This window comes from Devosia neptuniae (assembly GCF_025452235.1).
In the GTDB taxonomy this organism is placed as follows: domain Bacteria; phylum Pseudomonadota; class Alphaproteobacteria; order Rhizobiales; family Devosiaceae; genus Devosia.
This window is the reverse complement of sequence record NZ_CP104965.1, coordinates 430,153-445,600: the sequence shown is the minus strand read 5'-3', so window position 1 is coordinate 445,600 and position 15,448 is coordinate 430,153. Positions and strand designations below refer to the sequence as shown.

The window sequence follows — 15,448 nt, the reverse complement described above, 5'->3', positions numbered from 1 at the left end:
CCGGTATGGAGCATCGGAGTACCCCCTCCTAGCCTCCCCCTGATAGGGGGAGGGATCTCTCCACTTTTGGGGCAGGATCGAGTGCCCGCCAAGCCGCGCTTCAAGCCTCGTGGATATGCGTCGGGGTCTGTTCCGGCGGTTCGCCCTTGAGGGTCATGGGCAGGCCCGCGACCACGAAATAGACGTCGTCGCAGATTTCGGCGAGGCGTTGGTGAGCGGCGCCGGCCAGGTCGCGGAAGGTGCGGGCCATGGCATTGTCGGGCACGATGCCCAGCCCCACTTCATTGCTGACCAGGATGACCTTGGCCCTTTTGAGCTGGATCAACGTGGCGCCCAGTTCGCTGACGGCGCTCGAGACATCCTCATTGGCGAGCAGCAGATTGGTGATCCATAGCGTCAGGCAATCGACCAGAATCACGTCATGGTCCTTGGAAGCGCGGATCAGGGCGTCGGGCAGCTTGAGCGGTTCTTCGATCGTGGCAAAGCGCTCGCCGCGCACGGCCTTGTGACTGGCGACGCGGTCGCGCATTTCTCCGTCCAACGCTTCGGCTGTCGCCAGGTAGGCGGGCTTGACCCCGCCATGCAGCGCCAGCCGCTCGGCAAAGCCGGTTTTGCCCGAGCGTGCGCCGCCCAGCACCAATACATGTCGTGTCATTTCGGCTCCTCTTCGTGCCGTCCGCCCACCCCGTTCAGAATCACAAAGCCTCAGCGGCGATGGGGTTGCGCCATTGCTGCAATCAGGCCATGCCAGCACTGCATTCTGGCACCAGCTTTTTGTGCCTTATTCTACTTTCGTCTTAGCATCTTTCGCATTATGGTCCGCGCCGAAACCAGCCCCTACAATCAATCACCCTAGTCCACGGAGTCGATTGCGTGCCCAGATATTATCTTGGCGTTGATGGCGGCGGCACCAATTGCCGCGTGCGTCTGGCCGACGAGAATCTCAAGACGCTCGCCGAAGTCAAGAACGGCCGCTCCAACTTGCAGATCGACGACGGTGAACCGGCCTATAAAGCCATTAGCGACGGCACCCGAGACGTATTCAAGGCCGCCGGCGTGGATTTCTCTGAAACCGCCAATACCTATGCCTGTTTCGGCATGGCCGGCGGGCGCATGGATACGGCCCGCGCCGAATTCCGCGCGCGGCCATGGCCCTTTGCCGATGTCAAAGTCTACGACGATATTGATATCGCCCATGCCGGTGCGCTGGGTGGCGGCGAGGGCGGGGTGATCATCGTGGGCACCGGCTCGGCCGCGCTCGCCATTGTCGATGGCCAGCGCTTTCAATCGGGCGGCTGGGGCTTTCCGATTGGCGACCAGATGAGTGGCGCCATTCTTGGGCGCGAGCTGGTGCGCTATGCTGTCGAGGCCGAGGATGGTCTGGTCGAGGCTTCGCCGTTGACCAGGGCCGTGATCGACCGGCTGGGCGGCAATAATCAGGCGGTGATGACCTGGGCCTTTGCCACCGAAATGAATCTCAGGATCATCAGCGCCGATGGCACAGAAGGGTGCGACGACGCCCTGATCGGCCGGGCGCCGGCCGAATTCGGCAAGCTGATGCCGCTGTTCATCGATTATCTGGAACAGGGCGATCCGGTGGCCCAGAAAATGCTCGATATCGAATTGGGCTATATCGATACCTATGTGCGCTGGTTCCAGGCGCGCAATGCCAAGGTGATGGCCATTGTCGGCGGCTTTGGCGAACGCCTGTTCCCCATTCTCAAGCAGCGCTATGGCGATTTCGTCGCCCTGCCCAAATTCGAGCCGCTCAATGGCGCGGTGATCCTCGCACGCCAGAACTTTCCTGCCTAACGACGCGTCAAACCAAGGACTTGCCAAGTGTCCAGCCGTATCATTCCTGTCCAGCCTTTCGATTATGTGGTGTTCGGCGCCACGGGCGACCTGACCAAGCGCAAGCTGATTCCCGCGCTCTACCACCGCTTCAAGGACGGCCAGTTCGACGGGCAGAGCCGCATTATCGGCGTCTCGCGTTCCAAGCTCAGCGATGCCGACTTCCAGAAGGCAGCGCGCGACGCGATCATCCAATTCGTCGAGAAGGAATATCAGGACGAGGCGGTGATCGACCGCTTCATCCAGATTTTCTCCTATGTACCGGTCGATGTGAGCGACCCGGCCAATGCCGGCGATCTGGGCAAGCAATTGCGCGACGATCCCAATATCGTGCGCGCATTTTACCTCGCCGTGGCGCCGGACCTGTTCGAGCCGATCGCCGAATATCTGGCCAAGAAGAAATATTACCGCCGCGATGCCCGCGTGGTGATCGAAAAGCCGCTGGGCCACGACCTGGCCTCGTCCATGGAAATCAATGACGGCGTGGCCAAGATCTTCAAGGAAGATCAGGTCTACCGCATCGATCACTATCTGGGCAAAGAGACGGTGCAGAACCTGCTGGCGCTGCGCTTTGCCAATGCGCTGTTCGAGCCAGTGTGGAATTCGGCCCATATCGACCACGTACAGCTGACCGTCTCGGAGTCGGTGGGCGCCGGCACGCGCGGCTATTATGACGAGAGCGGCGCGCTACGCGACATGATCCAGAATCATATGTTGCAGCTGCTGTGCCTCGTCGCCATGGAGCCGCCGGCTTCGGACGACGCCAATGCCTTGCGCGACGAAAAGCTCAAAGTGCTGCGCGCGCTCAAGCCGATCGTCAACGGCGATGTGTCCAAGAACACCGTGCGCGGCCAGTACCGCGGCGTCAAATCCGAGACCACCGCCGTGGCCGGCTACCAGGACGAATTGCCCGAAGACAAGAAGGGCAGCCGCACCGAGACCTTCGTCGCGCTCAAGGCGGAAGTGGAAAACTGGCGCTGGTCCGGCGTGCCGTTCTATTTCCGCACCGGCAAGCGCATGGCCAACCGGGTGTCGGAAATCTGCATCCAGTTCAAGCCGATCCCGCATTCGATTTTCGACCATGCCGAAGGCGCGCCCAAGGCCAATAAGCTGATCATCCGCCTGCAGCCCGACGAAGGCGTCAAGCTGCTGATGATGATCAAGGATCCGGGTCCGGGCGGCATGCGCCTGCGCGAAGTGCCGCTGAACCTGAGCTTTGCCGCAACCTTTGCCGAGCGCACGCCCGAAGCCTATGAGCGCCTGCTGCTCGACGTGATCCGTGGCAACCAGACGCTGTTCATGCGCCGCGACGAGCTGGAAGCGGCGTGGAAATGGGTGGACCCGATCCGCGAAGCGTGGGACCGTTCGAGCGAGCCGCCCCAACCCTATACGGCGGGCACCTGGGGCCCGACCGGCTCCATCGCCCTGATCGAGCGCGATGGGCGGACATGGTATGAGGACGACAATTAAGTGACTGCACAGCCCCAGCTCGAGCGCCGCACCTTTGCTGACAAGCCGACCCTGGCCAAGGAATTGGCCGAGGCGGTGGCAGATCGTATCCGCACGGCGATTGCCGAGCGGGGCGTGGCCGCGATTGCGGTGAGCGGGGGCTCCACCCCGGCCCGGTTTTTCCAGGCTTTGGGCAAAACCAAGGATATCGACTGGACCAAGGTGATCGTCACCCTGGTTGACGAGCGCTGGGTCGACGAGACCAGTGACCGCTCGAACGCTTTGCTGGTCAACGAAAAAATGCTGCAAGGCCCGGCAGCGGTGGCGCGCTTCTTCCCGCTCTATTCGGGCGGTGACGAACCCGGCGTGACCGAAGTGGCCAAGACCAACGCATTGCTGGCGGACCTGCCCGAGCAATTTGCCGCCGTCGTGCTCGGCATGGGCGGGGATGGGCATACCGCTTCGTTCTTCCCCGGCGGCGATACGCTGACCGAGGCGCTGACCTCGGCCGGCCCCGCCATTGCGATCCACGCTCCGGGCGCGGGCGAACCGCGCATCACCTTTACCCTACCGCGTCTCCTCCACACGGATGGGCTATACCTTCACATCGAAGGGGAGGAAAAGGCCGTCGTTCTCGACGCGGCTCTGGGAGATGGTCCCGTTGAGGACCTCCCCATCCGTGCCGTATTGCGCTCCGGCACGCCTGTAACTGTCTACTGGTGCCCATAGTCCCCTCGGCGGTCCCCAATCGACTGCCTTGGCCACTACGCGGCTCCGCAGCAGCGTTCTCTTTTCGGAACAAGTGACCCCTCACTTGTCCGCGCGAGGACGCGACAACTGAGTTAGGAGCTCACTATGTCCGTTCGCCAAGCCATCCAGGATGTGACCGACCGCATCGCCGCGCGCAGTCGCGATAGCCGCAAGGATTATCTCAACCGGCTCGATGCGGCCCGTGAGGCGGGCGTCTATCGCTCGACCCTCTCCTGCGGCAATCTCGCGCACGGCTTTGCCGCCTGCACCCCTTCGGAAAAGGCGGCTCTGGCGGGCAACAAGACGCTGAACCTGGGCATTATCACCAGCTATAACGACATGCTGAGTGCCCATCAGCCCTATCAATTCTATCCCGAAATCATCAAGCAGGCGGCCCGCGAGATGGGCGCTACGGCCCAGGTTGCCGGCGGCGTGCCGGCCATGTGCGATGGGGTGACGCAAGGCCAGCCGGGCATGGATTTGTCGCTGTTTTCGCGCGACGTGATCGCCATGTCGACGGCCATTTCGCTCAGCCACAATATGTTCGACGCGGCGGTGTATCTGGGGATTTGCGACAAGATCGTGCCGGGCCTGTTGATCGGGGCGCTGACCTTCGGGCATTTGCCGGCGGTTTTCGTGCCCGCAGGGCCGATGCCTTCGGGCCTGCCCAATGACGAAAAGAGCAAGGTCCGCCAGCTCTATATGGAGGGCAAGGTCGGCCGCGCCGAACTGCTCGAAGCTGAGAGCAAGTCCTACCATTCGGCGGGGACGTGCACCTTCTATGGCACGGCCAATTCCAATCAGATGCTGATGGAAATCATGGGCCTGCACCTGCCGGGCGCCAGCTTCGTCAATCCGGGTACGCCTTTACGCGATGCGCTGACCAAGGAAGCCACGGTGCGGGCGCTGTCGCTGAGCGCGCAGGGCAATGATTATACCCCGGCCGGTCACGTCATCGACGAAAAGGCCATCGTCAATGGGCTGGTGGGTCTGCACGCCACGGGCGGCTCGACCAACCACACCATGCACCTGATCGCCATCGCTGCGGCGGCGGGCCTGCATGTCACCTGGGACGATATGAGCGATCTCTCGGACGCGACGCCGCTTTTGGCCCGCGTCTATCCCAATGGCGTGGCCGATGTGAACCATTTCCACGCGGCGGGCGGCATGGGCTTTTTGATCCAGGAATTGCTCGAAAGCGGGCATTTGCACGAAGACGTCAAGACCGTCTGGGGCAATGGGCTGTCCAATTACACCGTGGAAGCCAAGCTGATCGAGGACAAGCTGGCCTTCGAGGCGGCGCCCAAGGAATCCGCGCTCCCCAAGGTTTTGACCTCGACCAAGACGCCGTTCCAGGAAACTGGTGGCCTGAAATTGCTCAGTGGCAATCTGGGGCGTTCGGTCATCAAGGTCTCGGCGGTCAAGCCCGAGCATCGCGTGATCGAAGCGCCGGCCCGCGTGTTCCATGGGCAGGATGGGCTGCTGGCCGCGTTCAAGGCGGGCGAGCTGACCGGCGACGTGATCGCCGTGGTGCGGTTCTCTGGTCCGAGGGCGCTCGGCATGCCCGAATTGCACAAGCTGACGCCCCCGCTGGGCGTGTTGCAGGATCGTGGGTTCAAGGTGGCGCTGCTGACCGATGGCCGCATGTCGGGTGCTTCGGGCAAGGTGCCGGCGGCGATCCACATGACGCCGGAAGCCGTCGATGGCGGGCCGATCAGCAAGATCCGCGATGGCGACATGATCCGGCTCGACGCCAATGAAGGCACGCTGACCTTCCTGGGCGACGAAAAGGAATTCTTCGCCCGCACGCCGGCCACCGAGGATTTGCGGCCCCAGCATTTCGGCATGGGCCGCGAACTGTTTGCCGGATTCCGTAGCCTGGTCGGCGTCGCCGATCGCGGCGCCAGCGTCTTTCAATAGGCGGGAGCCGGCCCCACATAACGCGCGCGGGGCCGGATCAATGATCCGGTCTCGATCTGCTCCAGCGCATGGGCCAGCCACCCCACCGAGCGCGCCAGCGTGAAGAGGATCAAGGGCGCCGCCGGCGGCAGGCTGAAGGCGGCGGCCATGGCCGAGAGCGCGAAATCGATATTGGGCTTTTCACCCACCAGGGCCTCGCCGATTGTCGCGAGGTCGCGATAGAGCGATGGCGCTTCGAAGTGAGCCAGCAATTCGGCCGCGCGGACATCGCCATGGGGATAGAGCCGGTGGCCGAAACAGGGCAGGGCGCGGCCCTGTCGCAGGCTGAGCTGGATGGCTTGTTCCGGCCCGAGCCGTTCGGCCGCGTCGACCAATTCATCCATTGCCGCTGCGGCACCGCCATGCAGCGGGCCGCTCAGCGTGCAGAGGCCGGACAGCACAGCCGCCGAAAGGGGAGCGCCGGTTGATACCGTGATCCGCGCGCAAAAGGTCGAGGTGTTGAGTTCGTGCTCGGCCAGGAGCACCAGGGCGCGCCGGATGATGTCGGCAGCCTCGGGGCGATGCCAGTGGCGGGCCAGGCGCTCATGGGCGGTCAATTCGGTTGCAGTCGAGCCCGCCAGCGCGCGGGAGACTGCGCCCATCACCCGCGCCGCATCAGCATGCAGCACGGCGCTGCCGCGTCCCAGCGTGGGCATATCGCTGGCGGCGAGGCGGCCGAGCACGGTGAAGGCTTGGGGCAGACCTGCCGTTTCTTCGCCCGGCATGATGGGAAAACGCGGCCGCTTGCCGCCCCAGAGCAGACCGGCCACGGCTTCCAGATCGGCCGTGCGCGACAGGACCGCGGCATCCTCGCCGCGATAATAGAGAAGCCCATCCTGCACGGTCGAAATCGTCGTCGGCAGCACCGGGTCGCCCCAGGCGATGGACTGCGCCGCCACGGTCTCGGCCTTGCGACGGCCATGCTGGCGGCTGGCGAGGCGGTCGATATCCTCGGTGCTGTAGAGACTACGGCGTGGGTCGGTGGCGTCGGGCTTGGCCGCGATCCGGCCGCGGCTGACATTGGCATACAGCGTCTGCGGCTTGGTGCCCAGACGCTGCAAGGCCTGCTCTGCCGTGATCCAGCCCATGGAACCTCACATTGATCGGTAGCATCAAGATTGACGTCAATCTTGAGCAAGCCCATTTACCCCATGAAGCAGAGGAGAGACAAGATGATCTCTGGATTGGACGACGTAATCGCAGCCGAAACCATGTTGTCGGATGTGGATGGGCTCAATGGACGGCTGATCATCGCCGGCCACTCGCTCGACGCGCTGGCGGGGCACACCAGCTATGAGGCCATGCTGGCTTTGTTGCTGGGGGATTTCCTTGAAGCGGACGTGGCCACCATCACCCGCCATCTGGCTGCGGCCCGCAAGGAAGTGCATGGCTATATCGAGGGTGTCGATGCGGCCATTCTGGCGCTGAGCCCCATTGAGGGCCTGCGCGCCATGATCGCCCGGCTGCCCGATGGCGAGGATCGCGATACCGCCTATCGGCTGCTGGCCGCCCCGGCAGTGTTCACGCCCGCTTTGCTGCGCCTGCAGCAGGGTCTGCCGGTGGTCGCACCCAGCGATACACTTGGCCACGCCGCCGATATGCTGGCCATGTTGACCGGCACAGCGCCGACCCAGGCGCAGGTCAATGCGCTCGATACCTATCTGGTGACCGTGTCCGACCACGGGCTGAACGCCTCCACCTTCGCCGCCCGCGTGGTGGCCTCGACCCGCGCCGGGGTGACTTCGGCCATTCTGGCGGCGCTGAGTGCGCTCAAGGGCCCGCTGCATGGCGGCGCGCCTGGCCCGGTGCTCGATATGCTGGATGCTATCGGTACGCCCGACCGGGCCGAGCCATGGCTGGCGGCCGAACTGGCGCGTGGTGAGCGGTTGATGGGCTTTGGGCATCGGATTTACCGCGTGCGCGACCCGCGCGCCGATGCGCTCAAGAATGCCTTGCGGCAACTGGCCGAGGCGGGCGCGGTGCCGGCCGACCGGCTGGCTTTGGCGGAGGCTGTTGAGCGTTCGGCGCTGGCTTTGCTGCGGCAGAAGAAGCCGGATCGGGCGCTGGAAACCAATGTGGAGTTTTATACGGCGCTGTTGCTGGAGGCGCTTGGCCTGCCGCGCGAGGCGTTTACCTGCGTGTTTGCGGCGGGGCGGGTTGGTGGCTGGATCGGGCATGCGCGTGAGCAGATCGATCATGGTCGGCTGATCCGGCCGCAGTCGAAATATATTGGGCCGTTGGCGGCTTAGGGGACCCATCCATCCCCAACACCGCGTCCTCCCTCGGGCTTGACCCGAGGGCCATTCTCAACTCGGCACAAGCGGCGAGCGGCCCTCGGGTCAAGCCCGAGGGAGATGCGGTGGGGGTGGGGAGATCGAAATATATCGGGCCGGTGGGTGGGCACGATCTAGCCCCACCCACAACGTCATTCCGGCGCAGGCCGGAATCCATGCTGTGCCCTGTCCCCAAGCTGGATGTGGTGATTGGCCTTCAGCATGGATCCCGGCCTGCGCCGGGATGACACCGTGGTTGGCTGAGATCTTATCGGCTGCGCCCAAACAACCGCTCGATATCCTTCTGCTTGAGCTCGACATAGGTCGGGCGGCCGTGGATGCATTGGCCGGAATGGGGGGTGGCTTCCATGTCGCGGAGCAGGGCGTTCATTTCGTCGACGCGTAGGCGCCGGCCGGAGCGGACCGAGCCGTGGCAGGCCATGCGGGCGATGATCTCGTCCATGCGGTCGGCAACGGCGGTGGAATTGTCCCATTCGGCCAGGCCATCGGCCACGTCCCGCACAAGGCCATCGATATCGGAATTGCCGAGCAGAGCCGGGGTCTCGCGCACGGCGATGGCGCGGGGGCCGAAGCGTTCGAGGTAGAGCCCGAAACGTTCGAGGTCCGGCGCGGCGTCCTCGAGCCGGGCGCAATCTTCTTCGGGTAGCTCGATGACCAGGGGGATCAGCTGGGCCTGGCTGGGCACGGGGCCGGCGGCGAGCTGGGCCTTGAAGCGTTCATAAACCAGGCGTTCATGGGCGGCGTGCTGATCGACCAGCAAGAGGCCCTCGCTATTCTGGGCGATGATGAAATTGTCGAACATCTGCGCGCGGGCGGTGCCGAGAGGGAATTCCATCAGCGCGGGAGCGGCTTCGCTCTCGACGCGGGCGCTGGGCTCGTTGAGGCCGTCGATACCTTGTTGGGCGGAGGCGCCGTATTGGGGCGAGAAGGGATTGGCGCTGCCATAGCCCGAGGCGCGGTCATAGCTGGCAAAGGGCATGGCCGGGCGGTTGAAATCCTGGCGCGGCGGCGCGGCGCTGGTGGTTTCATATTGCGGGGCGGTGAACGCCCCCAGAATGTCGTCGGCAACGCTGGTGGAGGCTTTAAAGCCCGCAGCGGTCAGCGCTTCGCCAATGGCGCGGATGACGGCGCTCCGCACCGCGCCCGCATCGCGGAAGCGCAATTCGGCCTTGGCGGGGTGCACATTGACGTCAACCTCGGCGGGGTCGATGGCGATGTAGAGGGCGACGACAGGGAAGCGGTCGCGGAAGGTGTAATCGGCATAGGCGGCGCGGATGGCGCCGACCAGCACCTTGTCGCGCACCGAGCGGCCATTGACGAAGTAGAACTGCGACAGCGAATTGGCGCGGGTATAGGTGGGCAGACCCGCCAGTCCCGCCACGACTACGCCATGGCGCGAAGTGGCTAGCCGCACGGCGTTTTGCGCGAAATCATCGCCAATAACCTGGGCCAGCCGTGCTTCCAGCGCGCCGCTGCCGCTGACGGCGGGCCAGTTGACGGGGGAGCGGTCGGTGCCGTTGAGCACGAAATGCACGCCCGGATTGGCCATGGCGAGGCGTTTCATCACGTCGGTGATGGCCCCGGCCTCGGCCCGGTCGGTTTTTAAAAATTTCAGCCGCGCGGGGACATTGCCGAAGAGGTTCTTGACCTCGACGAGGGTACCCCGGTTCATGGCCTGCGGCACGGGGCCGGTGCGCACGCCACTGCGCACCTCGATGCGCAACCCGCTTTCGGCATGGGCGGGGCGGGAGGAGACGGTCAGCTCGGCAACCGAGCCGATCGAGGCCAGCGCTTCGCCGCGAAAGCCCAGCGTGCGGATATCGTCGAGATCATCGACACTGAGCTTGGAGGTGGCGTGGCGCTCGACCGAGAGCAACAGATCGGCCTGGTCCATGCCATGGCCGTCATCCTCGATGCGCATCAGCAGTTTGCCGCCGCCCGAGGTGGTGACCACGATGCGGCTGGCGCCGGCATCGATGGCGTTTTCGACCAATTCCTTGACCACGCTGGCAGGCCGCTCCACCACCTCGCCGGCGGCGATGCGGTTGATCAGATCTTCGGGCAGTTGGCGAATGGGCAAGGATCGATTCTCCTGAGCGGAGAATATAGGCGATGGCGGGGGAGTTTCCGACCCGGTTTCCCCGTTTTCACCGGCTCAGTCATCGACCAGACACGGCGCCGAGAACAGCTCGCCCCGCCAGGCGCCGGATAGGGTGCGAGAGGCCACGATGAGCCAGACCAGCACCAGCACGCCAACCAGCACGCTGCCAAACACCATAAGCGGGGCGAATGGCACGATATGGGCGAGCTTGAGCGTGGTGACAGCATAGACACCCAGCGGGAAAGTGAAGGCCCACCAGCCCAGGTTGAACGGCACAGCGTCCCGGAAATAGCGCAGGGTGATCAGGCCCGCCATGCCCAGCCACCATATTCCATAGCCCCAGAGCAGCACGGCAATGAGAAAGCTGGCGCCACCCACCGCACCTGCATAGGCGCCAAGGCTATTGGCCTCGAGCACCTGGGGCGCGTGCTCGGCCAGCAGCAGCATGCCCAGCGCGGCGGTGGCGATGGGACCAAGCGCCAGCCAGCAGGAGCTGGCCATATTGGCGTCGGGCAGATTGTGCACGATCATCCGCACCACCAACACGACGAGCATGCCCAGCGCCAGCGGCACCGAACAGGCCCAGAGGCAATAGCTGAGCAGGGTCACGGTCAATTGGTCGGCCGAACCGAGATGGGGCAGGAGCAGGCCGCCACTGGCGGCGGTGACCTCGGCGGCGACGATGGGCAATAGCCAGATGGCAGTCATCTGCTGGGGCGAATGGCTCTGGCGGGTGAACATCATGAAGGGCACGCCGATGCCGCAGGCCAGCGCCAGTGCGCCATCGATCCACCACAGGGCATGGGCGACCGGGATTATGGCCGTGCCGAAGGTGGGCAGGCCGAACAGGACGGCGCCATTGATGATGGTCGCCAGGCCCATGGGAATGCAGCCCAGCGACATGGACATGCTCGAATGCGCCAGGATGCGCTTGGCGCCGGCATAATGGGTGATCCAGCGGGTGGCATAAAGCGCGGTGAAGAGGGTGAAGAGCGCTATGTTGAACAGCCACAGTCCCGTGCCGGCGGCGAACAGCAGCGGCATGTCGGGAAATTGGCCTAGCGCGATCGCCAGAATGCCGGTGCCCATGGTGGCGGCAAACCAATTGGGCGTGAAAAAGCGCACCGCATCGGCCGGGCTGGCAAGGCGGGACAGGGGGCGGATGCTGGCGACGGCGATAGACATGGGGAACCTCTGCGCCGAGCAATAGCGCCGCAGCGATGTTCGTTTCCAACGCATGATTTATGTGAGATCATTCGAGAATATCGATTGATTGGTGAGCGCCCATGACCCTCGAACAATTGCGGATTTTTCTGGCCGTCGCGGAGCGCCAGCACATCACGCGGGCAGCCGAGGGGCTGCATATGACCCAGTCGGCGGTCAGCGCGGCGGTGTCGGCGCTGGAAAATCGGCATGGCGTAACGCTGTTCGACCGGGTGGGGCGGTCCATTGTGCTCAATGAGGCGGGGCGGACGTTTTTGCCTGAGGCGCAGGCGGTGTTGGACCGGGCCAAGGCGGCGCAAGGGGCGCTGGATGATCTGTCGCGGCTGTTGCGGGGGCGGCTGTCGGTGATGGCGAGCCAGACTGTGGCTGATTACTGGCTGCCGCGCCGGCTGGTGGCCTATCGGCAGATGCATCCGCGGATCGAGCTGGACATGGCATTCGGCAATACCGGCCAGGTGGCCGATGGGGTCGAGAGCGGGCTGGCCGAGCTAGGGCTGGTAGAGGGGCAGGTGAACCGGCCGGCGCTGAGCGTGGACCTGCTCGATCAGGACGAAATGATCGTGGTGGTGGGGGCCGGGCATGCCTGGACCGAGCCGGGCGTGGCGCAGGCGGCGGGCTATGGCGGCACGGCCTGGGTATTGCGCGAGACGGGGTCCGGCACGCGGGCGGCGTTCGATGGCATGATTGCGAGGGCCGGGATTGATGCGGCGGCGCTGGATATTGCCATGGTGCTGCCGGGCAATGAGGCGGTGCTGGGTGTGGTGGAGGCGGGGCTGGGGGCGACTTTGGTGTCGCGGGCGGTGGCGCGGGCGCGGGTGGTTGCGGGGCTGCTCACGGTGGTTGATCTGCCCATTGTGCGCCGCAGTTTTTATCTGCTGCGGCACAAGGAGCGCTATCGCACCAAGGCGGCCGAGGCGTTTCTGGCCATGGTTGGCAGCGCGCGGGCAAACGGCTAGGAAGAGCCATGACCGCTTCACGCTCACCCATGGATCTGGCGCTGGCTCTGGCCGAGGAGGCCGCCGCGCATGGCGAAGCGCCGGTGGGTGCGGTGGTGATGGAGGGCGATGTCGTGCTCGCCGCCGAGCGCAATCGGATGAAGGCGCTGAATGATCCCACCAGCCACGCTGAAATGCTGGCCATCCGGGTGGCCTTGGCCAAGCGGGGGACGGGGCGGCTCGATGGTTGCGATCTCTATGTGACGCTCGAGCCCTGCGCCATGTGTGCGGGGGCGATTGCTCATGTGCGGCTGCGGCGGGTCTATTTCGCGGCCGAGGATATCAAGGCAGGGGCAGTGGAAAACGGCGTGCGGCTGTTCGAACAACCGACCTGTCATCATCATCCCGAAGTCATCGGCGGCATCGGCGCCAGCCGGTCGGAAGCGCTGTTGCGCGACTTTTTCCGGGGACTGCGTAGCGACTAGAAGCGACATCACCCTAGCCCTGCGCCGTTTGGCGCGCTATTGCCAAGGCAAGACCATTCGGAGCCCACGCCCATGATAATCGAGCCCAAAATCCGCGGCTTCATCTGCACCACCGCGCATCCCGTTGGCTGCGCCACCAATGTTCAGCGCCAGATCGACCATGTCGTGGTCAAGGGCGAGATCCCATCGGCCCGTCGCCGGGTGCTGGTGCTGGGCTGCTCGACCGGCTATGGGCTGGCGTCACGGATCGTCACGACCTTTGGCAGCGGCGCCGACACGATCGGTGTCTCGTTCGAAAAGCCGCCGGCTGAAAACAAGACGGCCAGTGCCGGCTGGTACAATAACCGCGCTTTCGAGCAGCGCGCCAAGGCTGCCGGCCGGTTGGCGCTGACCATTGAAGGCGACGCCTTCTCGGATGCCATCAAGGCCGAGACCATCGAGGCGATCCGCCAGAATTTGGGTCAGATCGATCTGATCGTTTATAGCCTGGCCTCGCCCGTGCGCACCGATCCGGCCACTGGGGAAACCTACCGCTCGGCCATCAAGCCCTTTGGCGCCGCTGTGGCAGCCAAGACGCTCAACACGGCGACCGGTGAAGTCTCCGAAGTGGTGATCGAGCCCGCGACCGACGAAGAAGCCGCCGCCACCGTCAAGGTGATGGGTGGCGAGGATTGGCAGCTGTGGATTTCGGCGCTGGCCGATGCCGGCGTGCTGGCCGATGGCTTCACCACGCTGAACTACACCTATCTGGGCAGTGAGCTGACCTGGCCGATCTATCACAAGGGCACGCTGGGCGTGGCCAAGGCCGACCTGGACCGTGCTGCCGGGGAAATCCGCAGCCGCTTTGGCGACACGAGTGCCTATGTCGTGGCGCTCAAGGCCGTGGTGACCCAGGCCAGCTCGGCTATTCCAGTGGTGCCGCTTTATGGCACGCTGCTGCTCAAGGTGATGGCCGAGATGGGCCTGAACGAGGGTACGATCGAGCAGATCGACCGCCTGTTCCGCACCAAGCTGGCCGATCCGGTGATCGACGAAGCGCACCGCCTGCGTGTTGACGACTGGGAGCTGTCGCCGACGGTGCAGGCCGAAATGGTCCGCCGCTGGCCGCTGCTGTCGACCGAGACACTGCCGGAACTGGCGGATTTGAAGACGTATCGCGCCGAGTTTTTGAAGCTGTTCGGCTTTGGGCTTGGTGGGGTGGATTATTCTGCGGATGTTGATCCGCGCGAGGTTTAAGGGTTCCGTTTCTATTCCAATCACCGGTTCTCCCTCGGGCTTGACCCGAGGGCCTCTCGCCACTTGTGCCAAGCATTGTGCATAACCTTGGAGGCCCTCGGGTCGAGCCCGAGGGAGAACGGTGGGTGGGGAGAGAAAGGCGGGGATGGAGAGAACGGTGAGTGTAAAGAGGGCTAGGCCCTAATTGCTCGGGATCACCGGCACCTTGCCCTGGATATAGGCTTCGATTTTCGTCTCCAGCATGCGCTTGAAGCGCTCCTTCTCCGGCTCGGCATTGGCGACGATTTCGCGGACCCGCCAGAATTCCAGGGCGCCGAAATTGGTAACATGGGGGCGGATATAGATGTCGGGGGGATAGGCCGCCATCATATGAGCGGTCAGCGAATGCATCATGATCTGGGCTGAGCCGAACCACACGTCGAGCGGCTTGTGATCGGTCTTGGCGATGCCTTCGGAGGGATCGCCATTGACGTCGATGCCGATGAGGAAATCGGTGTCGATATCGGCCTGGTCGAGCGGCAGCGGATTGACCACGCCGCCATCGACCAGGATGTGATTGGCATACACCACGGGCCGGAACAGGCTCGGAATGGCGATCGAGCCGGCAATGGCGGGGCGCAATAGGCCCGAATTGAACACGACCTGATGCCAGGACTGGAAATCGGTCGCCACCACATAAAGCGGGATCTTGAGGTCTTTGAACTCGCGCGGGAAGTTGGGCGGGGTGAAGGCATCGACCACATTGGTGGCGTCCAGCTGCATCGAAATGCCGTTCTTGAGAATGCCGCTAATGCCGCGGATCTGGGTGGCCCAGAGCTTGGTGGCGATGATTTTCATGGTGCCCAGCACCTTGAAGGAATGCTCGCGCAATTCCGCCCCGGTCATGCCGGCGGCCCAGCCCGCCCCGATCAGCGCGCCGATCGAGGTGCCGGCGATCACGGCAGGTTTGATCCCCAGCTCGTCCATCGCCTCGATATAGGGAATATGGGTCAGCCCGCGTGCCGACCCGCCGCCCAGGGCTACTCCGATGCGTGGTCCGGCTGTGGTGCTCACTCTGGCCCGCTCCTTGCCATCCGGGCGAAGCCGATCCGCCAGTGCCTGACCCCGGAGCTGGATGGGGACTAGCGGGCGCGTCGGCGGCTTCTGCTCGGAAAGATAGGGTAG

The 15,448-nt window shown here is 64.3% G+C and carries 13 protein-coding genes; 8 read left to right on the top strand and 5 right to left on the bottom strand.

Annotated features, from left to right (window positions below; translation table 11 throughout):
• Positions 1 to 100 precede the first annotated feature (100 nt).
• Entirely contained in the window at positions 101 to 655 is a 555-nt protein-coding gene (gene cobU / locus N8A98_RS04680; RefSeq protein ID WP_113119653.1) for a bifunctional adenosylcobinamide kinase/adenosylcobinamide-phosphate guanylyltransferase, read from the bottom strand.
• Positions 656 to 873: 218 nt separating this feature from the next.
• Here cobU and N8A98_RS04675 point away from each other — a divergent pair, with 218 nt between their 5' ends.
• The 4 genes from N8A98_RS04675 (at position 874) to edd (ending at position 5,970) form a co-directional block, all read left to right on the top strand.
• Positions 874 to 1,812: a glucosamine kinase nucleotide-binding domain-containing protein gene (locus N8A98_RS04675; protein ID WP_262169559.1), complete on the top strand. Its 939-nt coding sequence runs from the start codon at positions 874 to 876 to the stop codon at positions 1,810 to 1,812.
• Between the two features lie 27 nt (positions 1,813 to 1,839).
• The gene (gene zwf / locus N8A98_RS04670; protein ID WP_113119655.1) at positions 1,840 to 3,321 is read left to right on the top strand and encodes a glucose-6-phosphate dehydrogenase; all 1,482 of its coding nucleotides are present in this window, start codon (positions 1,840 to 1,842) and stop codon (positions 3,319 to 3,321) included.
• On the top strand, positions 3,322 to 4,029 hold the full coding sequence (pgl, locus tag N8A98_RS04665) for a 6-phosphogluconolactonase (protein WP_262169557.1): 708 nt from the start codon (positions 3,322 to 3,324) through the stop codon (positions 4,027 to 4,029).
• Positions 4,030 to 4,155: 126 nt separating this feature from the next.
• Positions 4,156 to 5,970 (top strand): phosphogluconate dehydratase, encoded by a 1,815-nt coding sequence (edd, locus tag N8A98_RS04660; RefSeq protein ID WP_262169555.1) that lies wholly within the window; start codon positions 4,156 to 4,158, stop codon positions 5,968 to 5,970.
• Here edd and N8A98_RS04655 read toward each other — a convergent pair.
• Positions 5,964 to 7,097, bottom strand: a complete 1,134-nt coding sequence (locus N8A98_RS04655; protein WP_262169554.1) for a citrate synthase — start codon at positions 7,095 to 7,097, stop codon at positions 5,964 to 5,966. The two genes, edd and N8A98_RS04655, sit on opposite strands and share 7 nt — an antisense overlap.
• 84 nt (positions 7,098 to 7,181) lie before the next feature.
• On the opposite strand from N8A98_RS04655, the gene N8A98_RS04650 reads away from it, so the two are divergent.
• Positions 7,182 to 8,258: a citrate synthase/methylcitrate synthase gene (locus N8A98_RS04650; protein ID WP_262169552.1), complete on the top strand. Its 1,077-nt coding sequence runs from the start codon at positions 7,182 to 7,184 to the stop codon at positions 8,256 to 8,258.
• Positions 8,259 to 8,550: 292 nt separating this feature from the next.
• On the opposite strand, the gene mutL is transcribed toward N8A98_RS04650, so the two are convergent.
• Both mutL and N8A98_RS04640 read right to left on the bottom strand, forming a co-directional pair.
• Positions 8,551 to 10,383 (bottom strand): DNA mismatch repair endonuclease MutL, encoded by a 1,833-nt coding sequence (gene mutL, locus N8A98_RS04645; protein WP_262169551.1) that lies wholly within the window; start codon positions 10,381 to 10,383, stop codon positions 8,551 to 8,553.
• A gap of 75 nt (positions 10,384 to 10,458) precedes the next feature.
• The gene (locus tag N8A98_RS04640; RefSeq protein WP_262169550.1) at positions 10,459 to 11,589 is read right to left on the bottom strand and encodes a TDT family transporter; all 1,131 of its coding nucleotides are present in this window, start codon (positions 11,587 to 11,589) and stop codon (positions 10,459 to 10,461) included.
• Positions 11,590 to 11,690: 101 nt separating this feature from the next.
• On the opposite strand from N8A98_RS04640, the gene N8A98_RS04635 reads away from it, so the two are divergent.
• The 3 genes from N8A98_RS04635 (at position 11,691) to fabV (ending at position 14,284) form a co-directional block, all read left to right on the top strand.
• Positions 11,691 to 12,584 (top strand): LysR family transcriptional regulator, encoded by an 894-nt coding sequence (locus N8A98_RS04635; RefSeq protein ID WP_262169548.1) that lies wholly within the window; start codon positions 11,691 to 11,693, stop codon positions 12,582 to 12,584.
• A gap of 8 nt (positions 12,585 to 12,592) precedes the next feature.
• Positions 12,593 to 13,048 carry a nucleoside deaminase gene (locus tag N8A98_RS04630; RefSeq protein ID WP_262169546.1) on the top strand — a complete coding sequence of 152 codons (456 nt, stop codon included), beginning with the start codon at positions 12,593 to 12,595 and terminating at the stop codon, positions 13,046 to 13,048.
• Between the two features lie 72 nt (positions 13,049 to 13,120).
• Complete coding sequence (gene fabV, locus N8A98_RS04625; protein ID WP_262169545.1) at positions 13,121 to 14,284, top strand: enoyl-ACP reductase FabV; 1,164 nt, start codon at positions 13,121 to 13,123, stop codon at positions 14,282 to 14,284.
• A 180-nt stretch (positions 14,285 to 14,464) separates the two neighbouring features.
• Here the strand turns inward: fabV and N8A98_RS04620 are convergent, their stop codons facing one another.
• Positions 14,465 to 15,337 (bottom strand): patatin-like phospholipase family protein, encoded by an 873-nt coding sequence (locus tag N8A98_RS04620; protein WP_162740002.1) that lies wholly within the window; start codon positions 15,335 to 15,337, stop codon positions 14,465 to 14,467.
• Positions 15,338 to 15,448: the final 111 nt, after the last annotated feature.

What these genes read in the sequence shown, in the direction of transcription:
- cobU (WP_113119653.1), bottom strand. Translation starts at nt 655, where the DNA reads ATGACACGACATGTATTGGTGCTGGGCGGCGCACGCTCGGGCAAAACC.
- edd (WP_262169555.1), top strand. Translation starts at nt 4,156, where the DNA reads ATGTCCGTTCGCCAAGCCATCCAGGATGTGACCGACCGCATCGCCGCG.
- N8A98_RS04655 (WP_262169554.1), bottom strand. Translation starts at nt 7,097, where the DNA reads ATGGGCTGGATCACGGCAGAGCAGGCCTTGCAGCGTCTGGGCACCAAG.
- N8A98_RS04650 (WP_262169552.1), top strand. Translation starts at nt 7,182, where the DNA reads ATGATCTCTGGATTGGACGACGTAATCGCAGCCGAAACCATGTTGTCG.
- N8A98_RS04640 (WP_262169550.1), bottom strand. Translation starts at nt 11,589, where the DNA reads ATGTCTATCGCCGTCGCCAGCATCCGCCCCCTGTCCCGCCTTGCCAGC.
- N8A98_RS04635 (WP_262169548.1), top strand. Translation starts at nt 11,691, where the DNA reads ATGACCCTCGAACAATTGCGGATTTTTCTGGCCGTCGCGGAGCGCCAG.
- N8A98_RS04630 (WP_262169546.1), top strand. Translation starts at nt 12,593, where the DNA reads ATGACCGCTTCACGCTCACCCATGGATCTGGCGCTGGCTCTGGCCGAG.
- fabV (WP_262169545.1), top strand. Translation starts at nt 13,121, where the DNA reads ATGATAATCGAGCCCAAAATCCGCGGCTTCATCTGCACCACCGCGCAT.